A 20,374-nucleotide genomic window follows, 5' to 3' on the forward strand; every position below is an offset into this window, starting at 1 on the left:
GCTCAGCCTTCCAGGGTGTTGAGGAAATCCATCGCTTCGCGATGGGACTGCTCGGATGCGGCGCAGGTGATCTTGTCGTCGCCGCCGTTCTTTTCGCTGTAGCGCTGGATCGCCCCAACCACGTAGCGGCTATGGCGCCCGCAGGTGCAGGGTTGATCCCACTCGATGGTGACTTCGTCGCCCGTGATGAAGCCGCCCCAGTGGATATCAGCGCCAAGGTCGAAGAACGCCGCGCGCCCGGTCTGGCGGCCGTGGCGCGGCAGCGGCTTGCTGGTTTCGGGGTCGAGCAGGAAGGGAATCGCGGTGTGCGAGAAGTGGTAGTTGCCCTGTTCGCATTTGAGGTGCGAACCACTGACCACCTCCGACATGGCATAGGACTCGTTCAGCGTCTTCACCCCCAGGAAGCGCATCACGTCTTCGCGCCAGTTCTCGGGCGGCACCACGCCTTTGGCGCCGCCGGTGGTGATGATGTAGGAATCGGGATGGAACACCCCTTCCAGGCCACGCTCCAGGCCGGCCACGGCCATGTTGTGCAGCAGGTTCCAGGTACCGCCGATGTACACGCGCTTGCCCTTGAGACGGGTCGCGATGTCATCGAAAAAGGCCGCCAGGTGCTGCGGCATCTCGGCCTGCTGCTGGTCGAAGGCTTTTTTCTTGGCCAGCAGCTCAGGCGCCACCACCAGGCGATCCAGCGTGCCATTGGCGTGGGCGGCCCGCAGCCTGGCGCCCAGGCGCAGTACGTCGCTGGACAGGGTCGAGGGATAGGCCGGGTGGAAGTGTGAGAGATCGGGCAGCAGTACCCGCACCAGCGAGCCCATGCCGCGCAGGTGGCTGAGGTAGCCTTTGCGGTAGTACGGATACGCCGTGTGCAGGTCCGGGTCCGGCGTGTCCGCGCCGGTCATGTTCCAGGCGTAGAGTTTGCGCACCTGGGAAGCTTTTTCGAACTCACGGGCACTGCACGGCAAAAACGACAGCGTCCCGGAAGTGCCCGACGTATGGCTCAGGCACAGCTCGGGAATGGCGCTGTCCATGGTTTCAAACCAGTCGTCCAGTCCTTTGCACGCAGTGACGTCGACGGCGGCAATCTTCTCGGCCAGTTCCGGAACCACCAGCTTGCCCAACCATTTGTTGATCGCGGCGAAGTTGTTTTTTTCCAGTAGCGATGGCGGGTAGGACTTGAACAGGGTGTGCTCGAACAGCAGGGGCACCACGTCGTCCAGTTGTTCGATTCGCTCGATGCCCTCGGCGTCCGCCAGTTTCTTCAACACCGCGATACGGTCGCGCATTTCGCCGAAACGCCGTTTCAGCCCGGCCAGCTGCAGCGCATTGATCTGTTCGGCAGGCATTTGCTTCCAGTTTTGCAGGCTATGCCCGACCAGGGCCGCCGGATCGCTCAGCAGTAGATCGACCTGTTCTTCTATTGTTCTTGTCACGGGACTGTCTCCGGGGATTCACGGGGTCGTGCCTTGGCCGTCGATGCGTAACGGCCTTGATGGCGGACCCAGTTTAAGGGCGCGCCAGGCAAAATCATTTCCGTATTCCGGTATCGGTAAAGTCACCTCAACACTCTGTTATACATGGATTTTTTTCTATTTTGATGAACCATGCGCCGGGTTGTTCCGGGTCTTCCCTGGAAAGCAGCGCATGGCTTGTGCGTCAACCAACGAGCCTCAACGTGCCACCGCTCAGGGCGTCACGACGTTGAACATTGGCTGGAAGCTGGTCAGCATGCCGAGCATCGCCTTGAAACGGTCTGCGTCCCCTGCAAGCTTGATATCCCCCTGTTTGAGCGCCGTCGGGAAGTCGAGCTGGCGCAGGCTGATCCGGTCCAGCACGGCCTTGCTCATCGTGACCGACACATCGGCCTTGGCATGGCTGGCCTGTTCGCGGTAGGTCAGCACTCCATTGCGCAGGGTCAAGGCAAAATGCTGGTCAAGATCATCGAAGTTCCAGTTCAGGGTCATGTCGTGGCCTTGGGCTTTGTCCGAATCCATGCGCACGGCCAGCAGGTCCATGAACATGGTCGGCGTCGCCGCCCGGATCAGGTCGGCCGTGGCACGGGCGCCCTGCTGCGGCTTGATCTGACGCAACTCTTGCACGCCGGTGAGGTACATGTTGCGCCAGATCGCCGATTCGCTGCGGTAACCCAATTGTTCCAGCGCATCGGCCTGGGCTTCGCGTGCCGCCTTGTTCTCGGGCTCGGCGAACACCAGATGATTGCCCAACTGGGCTGCCCAGCGGTAATCGCCGCTGTCCATTGCCGCGCGCATCTGCGCCAATACCTTGTCAGCACCGCCCATGGCTTGCACGTAGTGTTTGCCGGCTTCGACCGGAGGCAGTGGGTCAAGCGTCGACGGATTGCCGTCGTAGAAGCCCAGATAGCGCTGGTACACCGCGCGGGTGTTGAAACTCAGCGTGCCGTAGTAGCCCCTGGCATACCACTTCTGATCGAGGTCGCCGGGCAACTTCTTCACCGCGTCGGCAATTTCCAGCGGATTCATGCCCTGGTTGAGCAAGTTCAGGGTCCGATTGTTGATAAAGGCGTACATGTCACGCTCATCGGCCAGCATGTTGCGGATATTGTCCCCGCCCCAGGTCGGCCAGTTGTGTTGAGCGAACATCACCTGTGCCTTGTCGCCATAGCGCACTAGCGCGTCGTCGAGAAAATGCGCCCAGGCTTTACCGTCACGCACTTCGGCACCACGGGGCGTGAGCAGGTTGTGCATCGAGCGCACGGCGTTCTCGGAAATACAGAGCGCCTGCATTTGCGGCAGGTACAGGTTCATCTCCGAGGGGGCCTCGGTTCCCGGGGTGAGTTGGAATACCACCTGCACACCGGAAATATCGTGGGTTTCCTCCGGTTTTACGATCAGGTCGCTCGGTGCGATCAGGCTGATCGTGCCGCCCACCGGCACACCTTTGCCAATCCCCGAATCCACCTGCCCCCGCTCGCTACCGGCCACCGCGCCGCCACTCTGGAACATGCCGCGACGAAACATGGCGGTACCCGCCAGGACGTTTTCCTGGATGGCGTGTTCCATGAAACCGCCTGGCGCATAGATGCGAACCTTGCCGGCCTTGACGTCTGCTTCGTCGACCACCCCACGCACACCGCCGAAATGATCGACATGGCTGTGGCTATAGATCACCGCCACCACCGGTTTGCGCGGGCGATTGCGGTAGTACATTTCAAGGCCGGCCTTCGCGGTTTCGGTGACGTAGAGCGGGTCGATGATGATCAGGCCATCGTCACCTTCGATGATGGTCATGTTAGCCAGGTCGATACCACGCACCTGGTAGATTCTGTCGGTGACCTGGAACAAGCCGGCATTGGCATTGAGCTGCGCCAAACGCCACAGGCTGGGGTTCACCGTGTCCGGGGCCTGCTCTTGCTTGAGGAAGTCGTACTGGTGGGAATTCCACACGGTCTTGCCATTGGCATCCTTGATTTCGCCCTCAAAGGCGGCGACCAACCCGCGCCGCGCGGCTTCATAGTCGGCGCGATCCTGAAACGGCAATTGTTTGAGCACCGCCTGGTTGACAGCTGCCGTTGTCGGGCTGGCAGCTTTTGCGGGCGTGATCGGGGCGTCCTCGGCCCATGACAAGCTGCTGGACAGGGCGAAGGCAACAGACAGTGCAACAAGGCAATAGCGCATACAAAATCCTTGAATGGTTCAGAGTGATAAGTCAGGCGTGCCGGGGTGGCCGCCGTCAATACAGCCGTCAGCCCGCGGTACTGATGCCCGTGAGCGCCTTGGCGATGGACAATTTTTGCCGGTCGGTCAGGCCGTTGGGCGCCGGTAGCACGATGGACTCTCGCACCATGCGCTCAAGGTCCAATGCGGCGCTCACCCCCTTGCCACCGGGCAGCTGCAGCGCGTCCTGGCAAGCCTTGAGCAGCGTTTCACTGGCCAGCCAGCGAGCCATGCACGCCTGAATCTGGCAGGGAGTGTCGTTATCGATCAGCGAATAGGCCTGAAAGCACATGAGTTTCGCCGCTTCGATTCGGGTCGCCATCTCGGCAATCCTGAGTGCCACCAACGGCTGCGATGCCGCCGCCCTGCCGCAATCGTCAGGATTTCGCGCGTTGTTGATGCACGCCTCCAGAACCGACCGGGCCAGGCCGATCGACAGCAAGGCTGCGCCGGCGTCGATCTTTTCCAGCAGCCCGGCCTGGCCTTCCTGTTCTTGCCAGATCGTATGGCCGGCCGGCACGCGCACATTGTTGAAGGACACCCGGGTATTGAACGTGCCGGTCGGGGTCGATCTGTCGATGATGCGCGAGGAGTAACCCTGCTGCTCACGGTCCACCAGCACATGACATGACACGCCCTCCTCGGTCAGCATCCCGGTAATGAGGATGTCCGAGTAATGGCCGTTGCACACCCGCTCGTGGGCACCGTTGATGACCCAACCGTGCGCCGTGGTCCAGGCGTTGACGCCCCCTTCTGTTAGCGTTGCCTGAGCATCGGCCTGATGCAGGTAATAGCCGCCGAAGCGGCGACCGGCGAGCAAGTCCGGCAGGTAGCGTTCGCGCAGCGGTTGCTGCGCTTCAGGCAATTCGACCAGGACGCTGGCGACGAGCATGTTGACGATGACGCAGTGGGCGATTTCGCTGGAAACCACGCACAACTCTGCAAGAAGCATGGCTTCGGTGACCACCGATAAACCCATGCCACCCAGGTGCGGCGCAATACTGGCGCCGGGCAGGCCGAATTCGGCGATGCCCTGGGTGATTTCGCGCATTCTCTCCCGGGGAATCGGCCCACCCCGGAACGCACTGGCGACCGGCGCCACCTCCGTCGCAAGGAAGATACGGAAGCTGTCCACTGCATGACGCTGTGCATCGGTCGAGTTCTGTATCTGCATGGTCTGGTTCCCTGCCAATCGTCGCGAATCCACCGGCGTATTCGAGCCCGCTTTGAACAACAGGTTATGCCCGATAGCTGTCCGGTCACCCCCTCCAAGTAGAGGGGGGCTACACACATGTCAGGCCAGGCTGCGCGCGATGATCAATTTCTGGATATGGCTGGTGCCTTCATAGATTTTGGTCACCCGTACATCCCGGCAGTAACGCTCCACCGGGAAATCATTGAGGTAGCCATAGCCTCCATGGATCTGCAGCGCGTCGGAGCACACCTTCTCTGCCATTTCGCTGGCGAACAGCTTGGCCACCGAGGCTTCCTTGGCGCAGGGCACGTGGGCTTCACACAATCGCGCGGCATGAACCATGTAGTGGTGGGCGACATCCACTTGCGCGGCCATGTCGGCAAGGTCGAACGCTACCCCTTGCAGTTTGATGATTGGCTCGCCGTAGGCTTCGCGTTCCTTGGCATAGCCCACCGCCGAATCCAGCGCAGCGCGTGCGGTGCCGGTGGCGACGGCGGCAATCGCCACCCGTCCTTCCGACAACGAACCCATCACGTTGCGATAGCCCGCTCCTTCTTCGCCCAGCAGGTTGGCCACCGGTACCCGGCATTGGTCCAGCTGGATCTGCGCGACATGGGCCGAGCGCTGGCCCATCTTGTGCTCGACGCGAGCCACGACGTAACCGGGACTTTCCTGCGGGTCGACCATCAGCAGGCTGCTGCCCTTCTTGCCGGCAGCCTTGTCAGTGACGGCCAGCACCAGGCCCAGGCCCGCTTCGTTGCCGTTGGAGATGAATTGCTTGCTGCCATTGATGACGTAGTGCTCGCCTTCGCGCCGTGCCTGAGTGCGGAACGCTGCCGTGTCGGAGCCGGCGTGCGGCTCGCTGAGCAAAAAGGCACCGATGCGTTTACCGCAGGCCAGGTCCGGCAGGTATTTGCGCTTCTGTTGTTCGTTACCCAGTCGCGCCACGGCCAGTCCGACTGAATTGTGGACGTGAATCAGGGTGGCGAAGCCGGTGTCAGCGGCGGCGAACTCCTCGATGGCCAGGCAGTACTCGACAAAGCTGGCACCGGCACCGCCGTACTCTTCAGGGATCAGCATGCCGAGGAAGCCCAGTTCGGCAACGGCTTGCAGCTCATTGCGAGGCCAGGCGGCACTGCGATCACGTTCGGCAGCCGTGGGGGCAACCACTTCGGCGGCAACCTTGCGCGCCGAATCGCGGATCATGAGTTCCTGTTCGCCGAGGAACGCTGCGTTTGTATCGCTCATGGTGATTCCTTATGAATTCAGGGGGTCAGACAGGGTTCGGATCGGCCTGTACACGCTGTACAGTCCGGACCTTGGATGCAATGACGGTGGATGTGTCTGTGGTTGCCGGGGTGACCGTCGGCGAACCGCAGACATGCTCGTTCCTGAGCAGGAAGTGCGACAGCGCCGGGATCAGGGCCAGGGCGCCGAGCATGTTCCACAGGAACATGAAGGTCAGCAGGATGCCCATGTCGGCCTGGAACTTGATGGGTGAGAACGCCCAGGTGATCACCCCCGCGGCCAGGGTCACGCCCACCAGCGCCACGACTTTGCCAGTGAACCGCAAGGCATGTCGGTAGGCCTGGGCCAAGGTGTCGCCTGCACGTTGACGGGCCAGCTGGATGCTCAGCAGATACAGGGCGTAGTCGACGCCGATGCCCACCCCGAGTGCGATCACCGGCAGGGTCGCGACCTTCACGCCCATGCCCAGCAGCACCATCAGCGCTTCGCACAGAATCGAAGTGATCACCAGCGGTACCACGGCCACCACCACCGCGCGCCAGCTGCGAAAGGTGATGAAGCACAGCACGATGACCGCCGCGTACACGTACATCAACATGGTCAGGTTGGCCTTCTTGACCACGATGTTGGTGGCCGCTTCGATCCCGGCGCTGCCGGCGGCCAGCAGGAACTGGCGGTCCGGCGTGCTGTGCGCGCTGGCAAAGGCTTGCGCGGCCTGCACCACTTGATCGAGTGTCTGCGCCTTATGATCGGAGAGGTAGGCCACCACCGGCATCACCGAACAGTCGTTGTTGAACAGTTCCGGATTGCTGGTGCTCGCGGTCCGCGCCGCATAGTTGAGTACGTCCTGGTTGGGCGAGATCGACATCCACTTGGGACTGCCCTCGTAGGAACCCGCCGTGATCTTGCGCACCGCATCGGCCAAGGACACCGTGCTTTGCACCCCCGGCACTTGCTGCAGGACCCAGCCCAGTCGGTCGGCATCGACCAGTGTCTGGTATTCCAGGCAGCCCTCGGCCTTGGTCTTGACGATGACCGCGAACTGGTCGGAAGACAGCGAGTACTTGCTGTTGATATAGGCGTTGTCCAGGTTGTAGCGCGAGTTGGGTCGCAGTTCCGAAGCCCCGGCATCCAGATCGCCGATTTGCAGATGGGTGCTGACGACAAAGCCCGCCACCGTCAGCAACGCCGAGCCCAGCAGCAGTGCCGTGGCCCAGCGGCGCTCGGTGAAACGCTCCAGCAGACGCCAGGCCCCGCTCGTTTCACGCTGTTCTTTGCGCAGGCTACGCGCCGCAGCCTTGGGACTGACGCCGGTGTAGGACAGCATCACCGGCAGCAGAATCAGGTTGGTGAACACCAGCAGGGCAACGCCGATGGACGCCGTGATTGCGAGGTCCTGGATCACCGGGATGTCGATCAATATCAACACGCCAAAACCCACGGCATCGGCCACCAGCGCCGTGACCCCGGCCAGGAACAGGCGGCGGAACGTGTAGCGGGCGGCGACCAGCCGATGGGTGCCACGGGCCACGTCCTGCATGATCCCGTTCATTTTCTGCGCGCCATGGGACACGCCAATGGCGAACACCAGGAACGGCACGAGAATCGAATAAGGGTCCAGCGCGTAACCCAGGCGGGCAATCAGGCCGAGCTGCCACAACACGGCGATGCAGGAACAGCCCAGCACCAGCACGGTGCTGCGCACACAACGGGTCCAGGCAAAAATGATCAGCGCGGCGATCACCGCCGCCACGGCGAAGTACAGGATCATCTGCTGCAAGCCGTCGAGCAGATCGCCCACGACCTTGGAGAAACCGACAATGCGGATGTCCAGGTCAGCGCTGCCCTGGGTACCGGAGAACTGCGCGCGGATGCCCTCCAGGCGCTTGGACAATTCCCAATAATCCAGCGGCTGGCCGGTATTGATGTCTTTGTCCAGCAGCGGCACGAAAATCATGCTGGAACGGAAATCGGTCCCCACCAGATTACCCAGCAACTGCGCCCGGCCGATGTTCTGGCGCAAGGCGTCGGTACTGGCCTGGGAGCCGGTGTAGTTGTCTGGCATCACCGGTCCCCCGGCGAAGCCCTCTTCGGTGACCTCGTTCCAGCGCACCACCGGCATCCACAGGGACTTGACGTTAGCCCGGTCGACACCCGGCGTCAGGAACAGCTCATCGTTGATTTGCTTGAGTGCCTGCAGGTACGCGGGATCGAAAATATCGCCCTTGCGGTTCTCCACCACCACCCGCACGGCATTGCCCAGGCCCTTGAGCTCGTCGCGGTTTTCCAGGAAGTTACGAATGTACGGCTGGTTCAGCGGGATGGTTTTCTCAAACGCGGCATTGAGCGTCAGGCGCGACGAATCCCAGCCGAGGATGACCGTGACCACGCTGCAAAGCAGGATGACCAGCAGCCGATGGTTGAAGATCAACCGCTCCAGACGACTGCCTGACTGGTGATTGAAATCAGCAATGTTGCTGATGGACTGCAGGTTGTCGCTGGCGTTGTGGATACCCATCACAGCTCTCCGACTTGCTTGTTCTGTTGCAGGCTTTGCACGCGCACGCCACCCAGTCCCGCCAGGGCGACGGCCCCGTTGGCGGCGGGTGCCAGTGCGAAGTTGGGTGCCACGTGGTCCAGTGGGACTCGGCTGAACGTTGCCCCGCGGTCGGTGGAGCGCAGCAATTGGCCGGTTTGGCTGGCCAGCAGGATCGAGCCGTCTTCGGCGATCAGGCCGCTGGTGATGCCCTCCTTGATGCCGGTGTCGACCGTGCTCCAGCTTGCCCCGCCATCGAGACTGCGCAAGGCATTGCCGCGCAGGCCGTAGACCAGCACCAGACGGTCGTCGCCGAGCAGGCCGAACAACGTGCCCTCATAGGGCAGTTCGACCTTGACGAAACGCTGGCTGGCGCGGTCCAGTTTCAGCACCAGGCCTTGTTCGGCGACCATGAACAGCGTGCCGGCTGCCGGGCGCAGGCCATACAGGTGCATGCTGCGCGGGTTGTCGATTCGGTCCTGCCAGGCGGTCCAGGTCTGGCCACCATCCTCGGTACGCAGGATCAAATTGAACGCGCCGGTGACGAACCCGGTGCGTTCATCGGCAAACCACACGTCCAGCAGCGGTTTGTCGGCGCCCTGGGTGGCGAACAATTGCGCATCCTGTTGCAAGCGCTGCGCCTGGGGATCATCCGGGTTGGCGGGGTTGCCGTATTGCTTGAGCAGGATCGCGGCGATCTGCTGACCGTCGAGCTGTTTGGTCCAGGTTTTTCCCGAGTCGCTGCTGTGCAACACAACACCTTCGTGGCCAACGGCCCAGCCCTGGATGGCAGTGGGAAACGCCAGTGCCGTCAGGTCCGAGCTGACCGGCACCTGGGCCTGGACCCAGTCGGTGGCGTTGTCTGAAAAAAGAATATGGCCGCGCTGGCCGGCCGCGATCAGCCTTCCTGCGGCCCTGGCCAACGCGTTGATGGGTGCCTGGATCGCCTTGGCGCTTTGCAACGCAGGCGTGTCGAGGGGCGAGACAAAGCCCGACTGGGCGAACGCCGGCACCGCCAGAAGCGTGGTCAGGATCAGCAGCGGTGGTCGCAAGAGTTGTTTGAACACGTTGTCACCTCACATCAGTTGCGCGCGGGCGCGCATTGCACCAACGGCGGTCCGCGGCGGGACCGCCGTGGGCGGACTTGCGATTACGTCAAGCGCAGCTCAAAGCGTGGTCTTGAAGGTAAAGAACACCGCACCACGGTCTTCCAGCAAAGCCTGGCTGCCACTCGGGGTCAGGGCCGCGCCGGTCACCGGGTTGGTCGAGTAGTCACCGAAGTAGTCCACGTACTTCAGGTCGAAGCGGTAGCGACTGTAGAGATCGAGCGCCAGGCCCACCGCGTAGCTGCCGGCATCCTTGTTACCGCCGGACGCCACCGCCGAGTTGCCGGAGAGGCCCTGGGAGTAACTGATCGGCAGCGACAGGTCGCCACCGGGGAACACCTGATACCAGTTGGGCGTGAAGTTGATCGCGATGCCGTAGGCGTCGCGGGACACTTCGTCGATGTTGGTCGGTACGGCCTTGTAGGCAGACGAGCCCTTGAACAGGTGCAGCGGATCGTCGTTGACCGAGATCCAACGGCTCCAGGTCAGCTCGGTAGACCAATTGGCGCCATCGAAGAACGGTGTCGGGCTCACGGTGCCGATAGCGTTGAGCACACCATGCAGGGTGTCGCCACGGGCGCCGAGAATGTCGCCGTCGTCCGGCAGTTGCGCGGTCGAGGTGACCCGCGCCGCCGAACTCACCAGCGGCATGTTGCGTCGGTAGTTGAGGTCGGCACCGACGCTGATGCCGCCGATTTCCTTCGACAGGCTGATGCCGTACATGTCGATTTTGTCGGCGTAGTTGAGGTAGTACTGCGGGCGGGCGTTGGCCAGCAGAATGACCTGCGGCAGGGTGTCGGAGAACTGGCGTACGTAGAACCCCAGGGTGCCGTCCAGCCATTCCGGGCTCCAACGCGTCATCACGCCCCAGTCACCGGAGTTGCGCGGCTCGATGTCGTCGCCATGGATGGCGCGCAGGGTCGGGCTGAGGATGAACGACTCGCCACCTTGCTGGTAGATGTCGGCGAAGCCCAGGTAACTGCCGGACTCAGGCACGCGCGAAGGCCGCCATTCGAAGAAATACTGCGCAGCAAACGACCACTCTGGGTTGACTTGCAACTGCGCGGAAATCTGGTTGCGCGGCAGGTACAGTTCCTTGGCCTCGATCCCCGGCAAGGCCAATGCCTTGCCCTGATCCAGTGGCGCCTGGCCGTAGGAGATACCATGGATGGCGCCAGCCCCGAGCAACGACTCACCCCAGTTGACCGTATGCCGACCCAGGCGCGCCTTGAGCGGCATGTCCCCCATTTCGTACTCGCCAAACACGAAGGCGTCCATCCATTCACCGGACGGGCCTTCGTAGTAGCGGTCGGTGTAGCGGCTTAGACCGGTGGCTGGGCGACCACTGGAGTTGAGGTGGTTGGAGGTGGCAACGCTATCGTTGTCCAGATCTCCGGCATAGGCGGCGTCATACCATAGGGCGGCGCTGACACGGGCGCCATACTTGCCCTTGTAGATGAGGTCCGACTCTGTGAGTACGTCCAGGCGATTGTTGACCAGTCGATGCTTGTCGAAGTTGCGGTCGCCGTCATCGTTGTTCGGGTTGCCCAGGATCGCCCTGTCCTGCCCTTCGGTACGCATACCCAAGTTGTAGCGCAGGGTGTTGTCCCAACGCAGCTGGATGTCTTCGTTACCGGTATCGATCTCGATAGCACTGGCGCTGCCGCAGGCAATCGCGCACATGGCCACGACCGTAGCCTTCAATGCATGAGAACTGGCGGGATGACTTTGATTCGATTTGTTCTTGTTATTCATCTGGGTGCCTCCTCCCCTGGGTGAACCTGGACATCCAGGTTCGCAAGCCACTCAATCAGTGATCGAGTGCTCCGAAGGGTGCCAGCGTCAGCCCGATGTCCTCCCCCCCCTTTCTGAAAGGGGGGTGCCCCCCCTACCCCCCCTCCGGTAACGTCTGGCCCATCGAGCTGATTGCGCACCTGACCGGGTGCGGCGGCGGTAACAACAAACGGGAGAACACCATGACGCACGACACACCGGCCAGCGCGGGCGCGCCGATCAGCTACCCTTTCGCCATGCTGCCCACCGCCGGAGCACCCGAACCGATAGCGCCGGGCGTGCAGTGGCTGCGGCTACCGCTGCCGGTGTCCCTGGGCGCCATCAACGTCTGGCTCCTGGCTGACGGGGCTGGCACCACACTGGTCGATAGCGGCATTTACGACGAGCAGACAGTTGCGTTATGGCGCCCATTGCTGGAAGGCACGTTACGCGAGGCCCCCTTGAGCCGGGTCATCGCTACCCATCTTCATCCGGACCATGTCGGAATGGCCGGCTGGCTGACCCGGCACACCGGCAGTCGCTTGTGGATGACGCGCCTGGAGTACCTGCAAGGCCGCCTGTTGGCCAGCGATAGCGCACGCACGGCGCCAGAGGAGACGCTGGCGTTCTACCGGCGCGCCGGATGGGACGGGCCGACCCTGGAGCGATACCGCCAGCGCTTCGGCAGTTTCGGCCGCATGATCTCGCCCTTGCCCGATAGCTACCGACGCATACGCGACGGCGAGCGGCTGAACATCGGCGGGCATTCATGGGAAGTGGTGGTGGGCGCCGGCCATTCGCCGGAACACGCTTGCCTGTATGACGCCGACCGCAATCTGCTGATATCCGGCGACCAGGTGCTGCCGCGTATCTCGTCCAACGTCTCGGTGCAGCCCAGCGAGCCGGATGCCGATCCGCTGAGCGACTGGCTTGAATCCCTGGCCACCCTGCGTCGTCGTGTGCCCGACGACGTGCTGGTGCTGCCGTCTCACGGTAAACCTTTCCGGGGCCTGCATGCACGCATCGAACAACTGCAAGCCGATGCATGGGGAGCGCTGGATCGGTTACGCGCAGGCTTGCACGAGCCCGCACGCGCCATCGATCTGTTCACGCTGCTGTTCAGCACCGCCGTATGCAACGACGACCCCACCCGCTTCACCCTGGCGACCGGCGAAACCCTGGCCTGCCTCAACCACTTGTTGCTGCGCGGTGAGGTCAGTGTCTCTCTTGATGAACAAGGCGTAGCCTGGTACGCCCCCCTGTAGGAGCGAGCATGCCCGCGAGGGTCGTCAACGATAACGCGGGAAGCCTGATACCCCGCGGCGTTCTCGGGTTTATCGCGAGCATGCTCGCTCCTACAGAAGACTCAGGCCGCTCACGCGCTCGCTCGCGAGGGTCGTCTACTGTCTCAATCCCTTGTCGCTGCGGTGTGCGTAGGAGCGAGCATGCTCGCGATGGAAGTCAACGATAACGCGGCAAGCCTGATACCCCGCGGCGTTCTCGGGTTTATCGCGAGCATGCTCGCTCCTACAGAGGATTCAGGCCCTCACGCGATCGATAATGACCCGGGCCACCGCCAAGGATCGTGTTCAACTCAACGAGTGCCGCACTGTATGTCCAGGGTCAGCGCGTTGAGGTAGGCGTTTTCGACCACATGTCGCACCAGCGCGGCGAATTCTTGCGGATGGCCCATGCGGCGTGGGAACAGCAAACCGTTGACGATGGTTTCCGAGACTTTTTCCGGCATGCTGGCGGACATCCCGGACTCGAACAGTCCTGGCGCCAGGCTCACCACGCGTATGCCGTGTTCAGCCAGGTCGCGGGCAATCGGCAGCGTCATGCCTATGATGCCGGCCTTGCTCGCACTGTAGGCCGCCTGCCCCATCTGCCCCTCACGGGCAGCACGCGAGGCGGTGTTGATGATCACACCGCGCTCGCCACTGTCTTCGGGTGTGTTCGTGGACATGGCCAACGCCGCGTGGCGGATGATATTGAAAGTCCCCGTGAGGTTGACCCCCAACACCCGGTTCCACAGCTCGGTCGGAAACAGCTGGCCTTTGGATAGCGTCTTGCAGGGGCCCAGGATCCCCGCGCAGTTCACCGCCACATGCACCCCGCCAAAGCGCTGCACCACCGTATCGATACCCGCCCTGACACTGGCTTCGTCGGCAACGTCGACCGCGATGCCGGTGATACCGGTGATGCCATCCAGCGCGGCATCGAGCCGTTGTTGATCCAGGTCAAACCCCACTACCTGGGCTCCCGCGGCCGCCAGCGCCTTGCAAGTGGCCAGGCCAAGCCCTGATGCCGCGCCCGTGACGACGGCTACTTTATTATCCAGTTTCATTGTGATTCCTTCGTTGGCACCCGGATTGGGGACCTGGCGGATCTTAAAAAACAAATCCACCCGCTCGTCCCTCCCATTGCGGAAGGACATGAACTGACTGGAGCACCTCCTGATCCCACAAGCGCTTAACTGCAGCTATCGTAAAATCTTGACCTGCATCGACAGGTTGGCTAGTTTCGCCCGGCGCGTGAGTCGCCGTGACCGTGGCGCGAGGATAAGAAGTTGCCAGACACCCCAGCCAGACATCTGGTTTCGACCAAGTTTTCACCACCGCGCATCGGTACCCGCCATGTGCCTCGCACCGCGCTGCTCGCTCAGCTTCAGCGCATGCAGCATTGCAAATTGGCGCTGGTCACCGGCGCTGCGGGTTACGGTAAAACGACCCTGATGGCGCAGTGGCGCCAGGACCGGCTCATGGCCGGCGCGGAAGTGGCCTGGGTGTCGCTGACGGTCGAGGACAAGGGCTACACCGCCTTCTGCTCAGCGTTTTTCGAAGGATTGCGGCGGTTGGGCATTGAAGTGGACGTTGACCTGCTCCGCGAGGACACCACGGAGCCTGCGTTGCAAGCCTGCGTCGCGATTATCGTCGAGGCTGCGACCCAGTTGAGCAAAGAGCTCTACCTGATTGTCGACGACTATCACCATGTGGAAACCCCTCTTGCCCACAAGCTGATTCAAAAGCTGCTCGACCAGAGTCCGGGCAACCTGCACCTGGTGCTCGTGTCGCGGGTCAATCCGCCGTTAAGCCTCTCTCGACTGCGCGTCATGGACCAACTGGCTGAAATCGAAAGCGTCGAACTGCCGTTTGACCTGGCCGAGACCCGCACCTTCGTGGAGGAGAACCTGGGCACGGACAAGATCAATGCCGATGAACTGAGCCTGATCCAGGAACTGACCAGCGGCTGGCCCTCTTGCCTGCAACTGATCGTCATCATGCTCAAGAACCGCCCTTCAACCCGCTCGATTCTCAACGATCTGGTCTGGCGCTCAAGCGACCTGCAAAGCTACCTGAGCGAAGAAGTGGTGGCGCACCTGCCCGAAGAACTGGTCGAAGTTGCCGAAACGTTGTCGATCTTCCGCCGCTTCAACGCCCCGATGGCCGCTGCCGTGACCGGCCATGCCAACGCCGGTGAACTGCTTCAGCGCATGGAAGACGAGAACCTGCTGATCAATCGGGTCGACTCCGAAGACCGCATGACCTGGTATCGCTTCCAGCCGCTGTTCGGGGAATTCCTCAGCGCACGCCTGGAGCGTCGAAAAAAGGACATCCGTGCCTTGCACCGCCTCGCAGCCCATTGGTTCGCCGGACACAGCTGCCTGACCGAGGCAGTTCGCCACGCCAGCCTGGGCGACGACGTCGAGTTTGCCATTCAGGTGATAGAGCAGAGCGCGCCAAAGACCTGGAGCCTGGCTTATCTCGCTCCGACCTTACGCCTGTTGGAGCGTTTGCCCGAGGACGTGCTGTTTCGCCACCAGCGCCTGCTGTTCCTGGCCTGCATCACGGTTTCGCTGACCTCGCGTCCGGAACGTGCAAAAGCCTGGCTAGAGCGTCTACAGGCCAGTGGCCTGAGCGAACACCCTGAACTGGCCAGCGGCATACCGCTGATCCATGCCGCCATCGCCGTGCAGGAAGATGACAGCGAGCGCACCATTGCCTTGCTGGAACCTGTGCGTGATGCACCTATGGACAATCCCTTCTTACGCTACATGCTGCTGGCGGCACTGTGCGTGGCCTATTACACGGCGGGACGCTATGCCGATGCCCGACGCCTGTTCGACATTCATCCTATACCCCCGCAGGATCGCGGCAATGACATGGCATTGGTCGCGGAATCGGCACGCTTGACCACCTATATCGTTTGCGGCGAAATCGGCGTGGCCGAACCGCTGGTATCCGAACTGCTCGAGCGCTCCACACGCGAGGGTGGGCATCGATCGATCTGCGCCAACCTCTGTGCCAGCCTGCTGGCCGATGCGTTTTACGAGCTTGACCGGATCGATGACGCGCGCGAGTTGATCGCCAACCGCTCTGGCTTACTGCACTCCTCCGTTCCCGATGTCATTGTGCGCACCAACATCAGCCGCAGCCGCCTGGACCTGTTGCAAAAAGGCCCGGATACCGCCCTCGCCTTCCTGCGCCAGCAAATTTCCCACCTGCGCAGCCTCGGACAAATTCGCCCAGTGGCTCAGTTATTGGGCGAACAGATCCGCGTGAGCCTGGTCAAGGGCCAGCGTAATCAGGCCGTGGAGTTGTTGCAAACCCTCGAAGAGATTGCCCGCGACCACAGCAGCGAGCACGGTGGCCGGGCAGAACTGCCGGCCATTGCCGCTTTGGCGCGGGCGCGGATTCTCACTAGCGTCGACTCCCAAGCCGCCCTGCAAGCCTTGGACGAAGTAAGACACTACGCCGATAGTTTCCAGCGCCACCGCCTTGGCGTGCTCGCCGACCTGCTGCGTGCCGGCGTGCTGGATGATCTCGATCGCCCGGAAGACTCCCTCGCACGACTCCGTGAGGCCGTGGAGAACGGGCGACGCCTGGGGCTGGTCCGTACCTTGCTGGATGAAGGGGCATTGAGCGAGAAACTGCTTTCGCGTCTATCCCAAAGCCCCCTGGACACCCCCCTGCGTCAGTACGTCGACGAACTGCTCGGCAAGCTCACCGGCCCTTGCGCGCCGCCCCTCCCGACATCACGTTCGCGGCGGACCACGACCACCGGGCAAGCGCCGCAATTGACGCCACGCGAACGCGAGATCCTCAGCCTCGTTTCCCAGGCCATGTCGAGCAAGCGCATCGCCCACACGCTGGACATCAGCCTGGACACGGTGAAATGGAACCTGCGCAACATCTACGCCAAGCTGGGCGTTTCGAGCCGGTACGACGCCATGGTCTGGGCACGCAATCACAAGCTGATCGACTGATTTTTGCCAATTGCGCGCCGTCCAGATGACATGGCGCGCCCGGGAAAATCAGAGCACTTCGAATAAACCGGCGGCGCCCATGCCACCGCCGACGCACATGCTCACCACCACGTACTTCACCCCACGGCGTTTGCCCTCCAGTAACGCGTGGCCAACCATGCGCGCGCCACTCATGCCGTAGGGATGACCGATGGCGATCGACCCGCCATTGACGTTCAGTTTTGCGGGGTCGATGCCCAGTGTTTGCGCGCTATACAACACCTGACAGGCAAAGGCCTCGTTGATTTCCCACAGCCCGATATCATCCACGCGCAGGCCGTGCTGACGGAGCAATTTGGGGATTGCCAGCACCGGGCCGATGCCCATCTCTTCCGGCGCCAAACCTGCCACCGCGATGCCGCGATACAAGCCCAATGGACTTACCGAGGAACGGGCTGCCAATGCACCGCTCATCAACACACACGCGCTGGCGCCATCGGACAATTGACTGGCATTGCCCGCGGTGATGCAACCGCCTTCGCGCACTGGCGCCAGAGCTTGCAGATTGGCCAGGGTGGTTTGCGGGCGATTGCCTTCGTCCAGGGTCAGGCGCACATCTTCGTAGCTAATGGCACCGCTTTGCTTGTCGACGACTTTCTTGCGCACGCTGACCGGTATGATCTCGTCGGCGAACAAGCCGGCTGCCTGGGCCGCTGCGGTACGTTGCTGGGATTGCAGGCTGTAGGCGTCCTGGGCTTCGCGACTGATGTTGTAGCGCCGGGCAACGATTTCTGCGGTCTGCAGCATCGGCATATAGGCATGCTCGGCCATGCGCTGCACATTGGCATCCTGCTCATTGGCGGCGAATTGCGTGTGCGGGTTTTGTACCAGGCTGATCTGCTCCTGACCGGCACCGATGGTCACCTGCATGCCATCCACCATGATCTGTTTGGCGGCAATGGCAATCGCCATCAGGCCCGAAGCGCATTGGCGATCGATGGTCTGGCCGCTGACCGACAATGGCAAGCCAGCCGCCAAGGCAGACAGGCGCGCCAGATTGGTTGCTGCAGTGCCGCTTTGCATGGCGGTGCCCAGCACCAGGTCATCGATTTCGCCCGGCTCGATGGCCGCGCGTTCGACGGCGGCGCGAATCGCCACCGCGCTCATCGACGGCGATTTGAAATCGTTGAACGCCCCTCGGAAGGCCTTGGCGATGGGCGTGCGGGCAGTGGAAACGATAACGGCGTCTTGCATGGTATTGCGCTCCAACGATCAGTCGCAGAGGCGGCAACGTGCCGCCCGCTGGGGGTGAGGGATAGGGACCGGGCGATTTCCGGCGTTCGAGTGTCCATCTGTTGGGCAGGTGAGAACGAGAGGATCCGGGTGGGGCAAGCGTAGCCAGCTCACTGGCTGGGCCGCCCCCCCCTTTTGAGGTTACAGCCCAGGTTTTTCAGAACGCGAAGGATCGCTCCGGCATGGCCATCAGGCAGCCCGCACCGGCCAGCAAGGCCTCTCGATGCGCGCCGGCCCGTGGCAGGACCCGGCGCAGATAAAAGTCCGCCGATTGCAGCTTGGCCTGGTAGAACGCCGCGTCACCACTGCCCGCCGCCAATGCCTGGCTGGCACGTACAGCCGCCTGCAACCACAGCGCCGCCAACATCACGTACGCCGAGTAGGCGAGGAAATCCACCGACACCGCGCCGATTTCCTCGGGATCGTGGCGACAGGCTTGCAGCACCGAGTGGCCCAGCGCTCGCCACTCTTCAAGGCGCTGTCCGACCCGCTCGGCCATCTCTGGCTGAGCCGTCGCCTGATGCACCTGCGTGGCCAACTCGTCGATCAACGCGTTGAGTTCGCTGCCGCCATCACCGAGTAACTTGCGACGGATCAGGTCCAGTGCCTGGATGCCGTTGGTGCCTTCGTAAAGCTGGGTGATGCGGCTGTCGCGCATCAACTGCTCCATGCCCCACTCGCGGATAAACCCATGGCCGCCGTACAGCTGCACGCCAAGGCTGGCCACCTCCTGGCCGCAATCGGTGAAGAACGCCTTGACCACAGGAATGAGGAAAGCGGCACGACGGGCCGCGGCTTCACGTGCCGCCGGATCGCTGGCGCCGTGCTCCAGATCCAGTTGCCTGGCCGCATAGGCCGCAAGCATCCGGCAGCCTTCACTGAGGGTCTTCTGGATCAGCAGCATGCGCCGTACGTCAGGGTGAACGATGATCGGATCGGCAGGCTTGTCCAGTGCCACGGGACCTTTGATGGCGCGTGATTGCAAGCGTTCGCGCGCATAGGCCAGGCCGCCCTGGAATGCCGCTTCGGCAATGCCCAGGCCCTGCAATCCAACCTGGAAGCGCGCATCGTTCATCATCGTGAACATGCAGGCCAGGCCTTGATTCGGCTGACCGACCAACCAACCCGTGGCGCCGTCGAAATTCATCACGCAGGTAGACGCACCCTTGATGCCCATCTTGTGCTCCAGCGCCCCGCAGCTCAGGGCATTGCGCGCAGCGGGCGATCCATCGGCGTCGAGCAGCCACTTGGGTACCAGGAACAGGCTGATCCCTTTGATACCCGGCGGTGCATCCGGCAATCGAGCGAGCACCAGGTGAATGATGTTGTCGCTCAAATCCTGTTCGCCGCCGCTGATGAAGATCTTGCTGCCGCTGAGCTGGTAGCTGCCATCCACCTGGGGCTGGGCGCGGGTGCGCAGCAGTGCCAGGTCTGAGCCGGCCTGGGGTTCGGTGAGGCACATGGTGCCCGTCCACTCGCCGCTGACCAGTTGCGCAAGGTATCGCTGCTTGAGTTCGGCGCTGCCATGGCGATCCAGGGCCAGGACCGTGCCTTCGGTCAGCCCGGAGTAGACGCGAAACGACAACGAGGCACTCATCAGCATCTCGTGGAAACTCGCCGACAGCATCTGCGGGAAGCCTTGCCCGCCGAACTCCAGCGGTCCGGTCATGCTCGCCCAGCCCTGCTCGACAAACTGTTTATAAGCCTGGCGAAAACCATCCGGCGTGGTCACCTCGCCATCCTGCAACCGACAGCCCTGCTCGTCGCTGTTGCGGTTGAGCGGTGCTACTACTTCGGCGGCAAACCGCGCGGCCTCTTCGAGAACTCCGTCGATGGTGTCGCGGTCCAGACCGTTGTCCAGTTGCTGGCAATGCCCGCTCACGTCAAACAGTTCGTGCAGCACAAAACGCATATCGCGCAGCGGCGCTTGATAACTCATGCCCTACTCTCCACATCGTCAAAAAGTTTGCCCACACCCATATTCCAAGTAGAAAAACAAGGATTGCCGACACCCTAAGCAGCCGCCTACTATTTGAGAAATTTCATTTTCATATGCGTGATATTTGCTAAGTGAATACAACCAACTTCGATCTCAACCTGCTGCGCATCCTCGATGTGCTGCTGCGCGAGCAGAACGTCTCCCGCGCTGCCTCGCGCCTGGCGCTCAGCCAGCCAACCGTGAGCAACGCCCTGGCGCGTTTGCGCGAACAACTCGATGACCCGCTGTTGGTACGGGTTGGGCGGCGCATGCGCTCTATGAGCGAACTCCAATTCAGCACGTGA

12 protein-coding genes and 1 pseudogene are annotated in these 20,374 nt (G+C 62.3%); 3 read left to right on the plus strand and 10 right to left on the minus strand.

Features of this window, described 5'->3' with window-relative positions:
* Positions 1–2 precede the first annotated feature (2 nt).
* The 7 genes from PG5_RS21005 to PG5_RS21035 form a co-directional block, all read right to left on the minus strand.
* Positions 3–1,433: a hypothetical protein gene (locus PG5_RS21005; RefSeq protein WP_020799124.1), complete on the minus strand. Its 1,431-nt coding sequence runs from the start codon at positions 1,431–1,433 to the stop codon at positions 3–5.
* 252 nt (positions 1,434–1,685) lie between these two features.
* Entirely contained in the window at positions 1,686–3,656 is a 1,971-nt protein-coding gene (locus PG5_RS21010) for an alkyl/aryl-sulfatase (RefSeq protein ID WP_020799125.1), read from the minus strand.
* Positions 3,657–3,723: 67 nt separating this feature from the next.
* The gene (locus PG5_RS21015) at positions 3,724–4,869 is read right to left on the minus strand and encodes an acyl-CoA dehydrogenase family protein (RefSeq protein WP_020799126.1); all 1,146 of its coding nucleotides are present in this window, start codon (positions 4,867–4,869) and stop codon (positions 3,724–3,726) included.
* 120 nt (positions 4,870–4,989) lie between these two features.
* On the minus strand, positions 4,990–6,138 hold the full coding sequence (locus PG5_RS21020) for an acyl-CoA dehydrogenase family protein (protein ID WP_020799127.1): 1,149 nt from the start codon (positions 6,136–6,138) through the stop codon (positions 4,990–4,992).
* 25 nt (positions 6,139–6,163) lie between these two features.
* Complete coding sequence (locus PG5_RS21025) at positions 6,164–8,656, minus strand: RND family transporter (RefSeq protein WP_020799128.1); 2,493 nt, start codon at positions 8,654–8,656, stop codon at positions 6,164–6,166.
* A complete protein-coding gene (locus PG5_RS21030) occupies positions 8,656–9,741 on the minus strand; it encodes a YCF48-related protein (RefSeq protein ID WP_020799129.1) in 1,086 nt (361 codons plus the stop codon). Before PG5_RS21030 ends, PG5_RS21025 begins: the two co-directional genes overlap by 1 nt.
* A 99-nt stretch (positions 9,742–9,840) precedes the next feature.
* Positions 9,841–11,535 carry a DUF1302 domain-containing protein gene (locus PG5_RS21035; RefSeq protein WP_020799130.1) on the minus strand — a complete coding sequence of 565 codons (1,695 nt, stop codon included), beginning with the start codon at positions 11,533–11,535 and terminating at the stop codon, positions 9,841–9,843.
* A 221-nt stretch (positions 11,536–11,756) separates the two neighbouring features.
* On the opposite strand from PG5_RS21035, the gene PG5_RS21040 reads away from it, so the two are divergent.
* A complete protein-coding gene (locus PG5_RS21040; RefSeq protein WP_020799131.1) occupies positions 11,757–12,818 on the plus strand; it encodes an MBL fold metallo-hydrolase in 1,062 nt (353 codons plus the stop codon).
* A 329-nt stretch (positions 12,819–13,147) separates the two neighbouring features.
* On the opposite strand, the gene PG5_RS21045 is transcribed toward PG5_RS21040, so the two are convergent.
* Positions 13,148–13,900 (minus strand): SDR family NAD(P)-dependent oxidoreductase, encoded by a 753-nt coding sequence (locus PG5_RS21045; RefSeq protein ID WP_020799132.1) that lies wholly within the window; start codon positions 13,898–13,900, stop codon positions 13,148–13,150.
* A 222-nt stretch (positions 13,901–14,122) separates the two neighbouring features.
* Here PG5_RS21045 and PG5_RS21050 point away from each other — a divergent pair, with 222 nt between their 5' ends.
* A complete protein-coding gene (locus PG5_RS21050) occupies positions 14,123–16,819 on the plus strand; it encodes a LuxR C-terminal-related transcriptional regulator (protein WP_020799133.1) in 2,697 nt (898 codons plus the stop codon).
* 48 nt (positions 16,820–16,867) lie between these two features.
* Here the strand turns inward: PG5_RS21050 and PG5_RS21055 are convergent, their stop codons facing one another.
* Positions 16,868–18,052 (minus strand): acetyl-CoA C-acyltransferase, encoded by a 1,185-nt coding sequence (locus PG5_RS21055; protein ID WP_020799135.1) that lies wholly within the window; start codon positions 18,050–18,052, stop codon positions 16,868–16,870.
* A 196-nt stretch (positions 18,053–18,248) separates the two neighbouring features.
* Positions 18,249–20,030 (minus strand): acyl-CoA dehydrogenase C-terminal domain-containing protein, encoded by a 1,782-nt coding sequence (locus PG5_RS21060; protein WP_020799136.1) that lies wholly within the window; start codon positions 20,028–20,030, stop codon positions 18,249–18,251.
* A 131-nt stretch (positions 20,031–20,161) separates the two neighbouring features.
* On the opposite strand from PG5_RS21060, the pseudogene PG5_RS21065 reads away from it, so the two are divergent.
* Positions 20,162–20,344, plus strand: a pseudogene (locus PG5_RS21065) (LysR family transcriptional regulator); the annotation flags it as partial.
* Positions 20,345–20,374: the final 30 nt, after the last annotated feature.

It is taken from the genome of Pseudomonas sp. G5(2012) (assembly GCF_000408945.1).
In the GTDB taxonomy this organism is placed as follows: domain Bacteria; phylum Pseudomonadota; class Gammaproteobacteria; order Pseudomonadales; family Pseudomonadaceae; genus Aquipseudomonas; species Aquipseudomonas umsongensis.

What these genes read in the sequence shown, in the direction of transcription:
- PG5_RS21055 (WP_020799135.1), bottom strand. Translation starts at nt 18,052, where the DNA reads ATGCAAGACGCCGTTATCGTTTCCACTGCCCGCACGCCCATCGCCAAG.
- PG5_RS21060 (WP_020799136.1), bottom strand. Translation starts at nt 20,030, where the DNA reads ATGAGTTATCAAGCGCCGCTGCGCGATATGCGTTTTGTGCTGCACGAA.
- PG5_RS21015 (WP_020799126.1), bottom strand. Translation starts at nt 4,869, where the DNA reads ATGCAGATACAGAACTCGACCGATGCACAGCGTCATGCAGTGGACAGC.
- PG5_RS21010 (WP_020799125.1), bottom strand. Translation starts at nt 3,656, where the DNA reads ATGCGCTATTGCCTTGTTGCACTGTCTGTTGCCTTCGCCCTGTCCAGC.
- PG5_RS21045 (WP_020799132.1), bottom strand. Translation starts at nt 13,900, where the DNA reads ATGAAACTGGATAATAAAGTAGCCGTCGTCACGGGCGCGGCATCAGGG.
- PG5_RS21025 (WP_020799128.1), bottom strand. Translation starts at nt 8,656, where the DNA reads ATGGGTATCCACAACGCCAGCGACAACCTGCAGTCCATCAGCAACATT.
- PG5_RS21040 (WP_020799131.1), top strand. Translation starts at nt 11,757, where the DNA reads ATGACGCACGACACACCGGCCAGCGCGGGCGCGCCGATCAGCTACCCT.
- PG5_RS21020 (WP_020799127.1), bottom strand. Translation starts at nt 6,138, where the DNA reads ATGAGCGATACAAACGCAGCGTTCCTCGGCGAACAGGAACTCATGATC.
- PG5_RS21035 (WP_020799130.1), bottom strand. Translation starts at nt 11,535, where the DNA reads ATGAATAACAAGAACAAATCGAATCAAAGTCATCCCGCCAGTTCTCAT.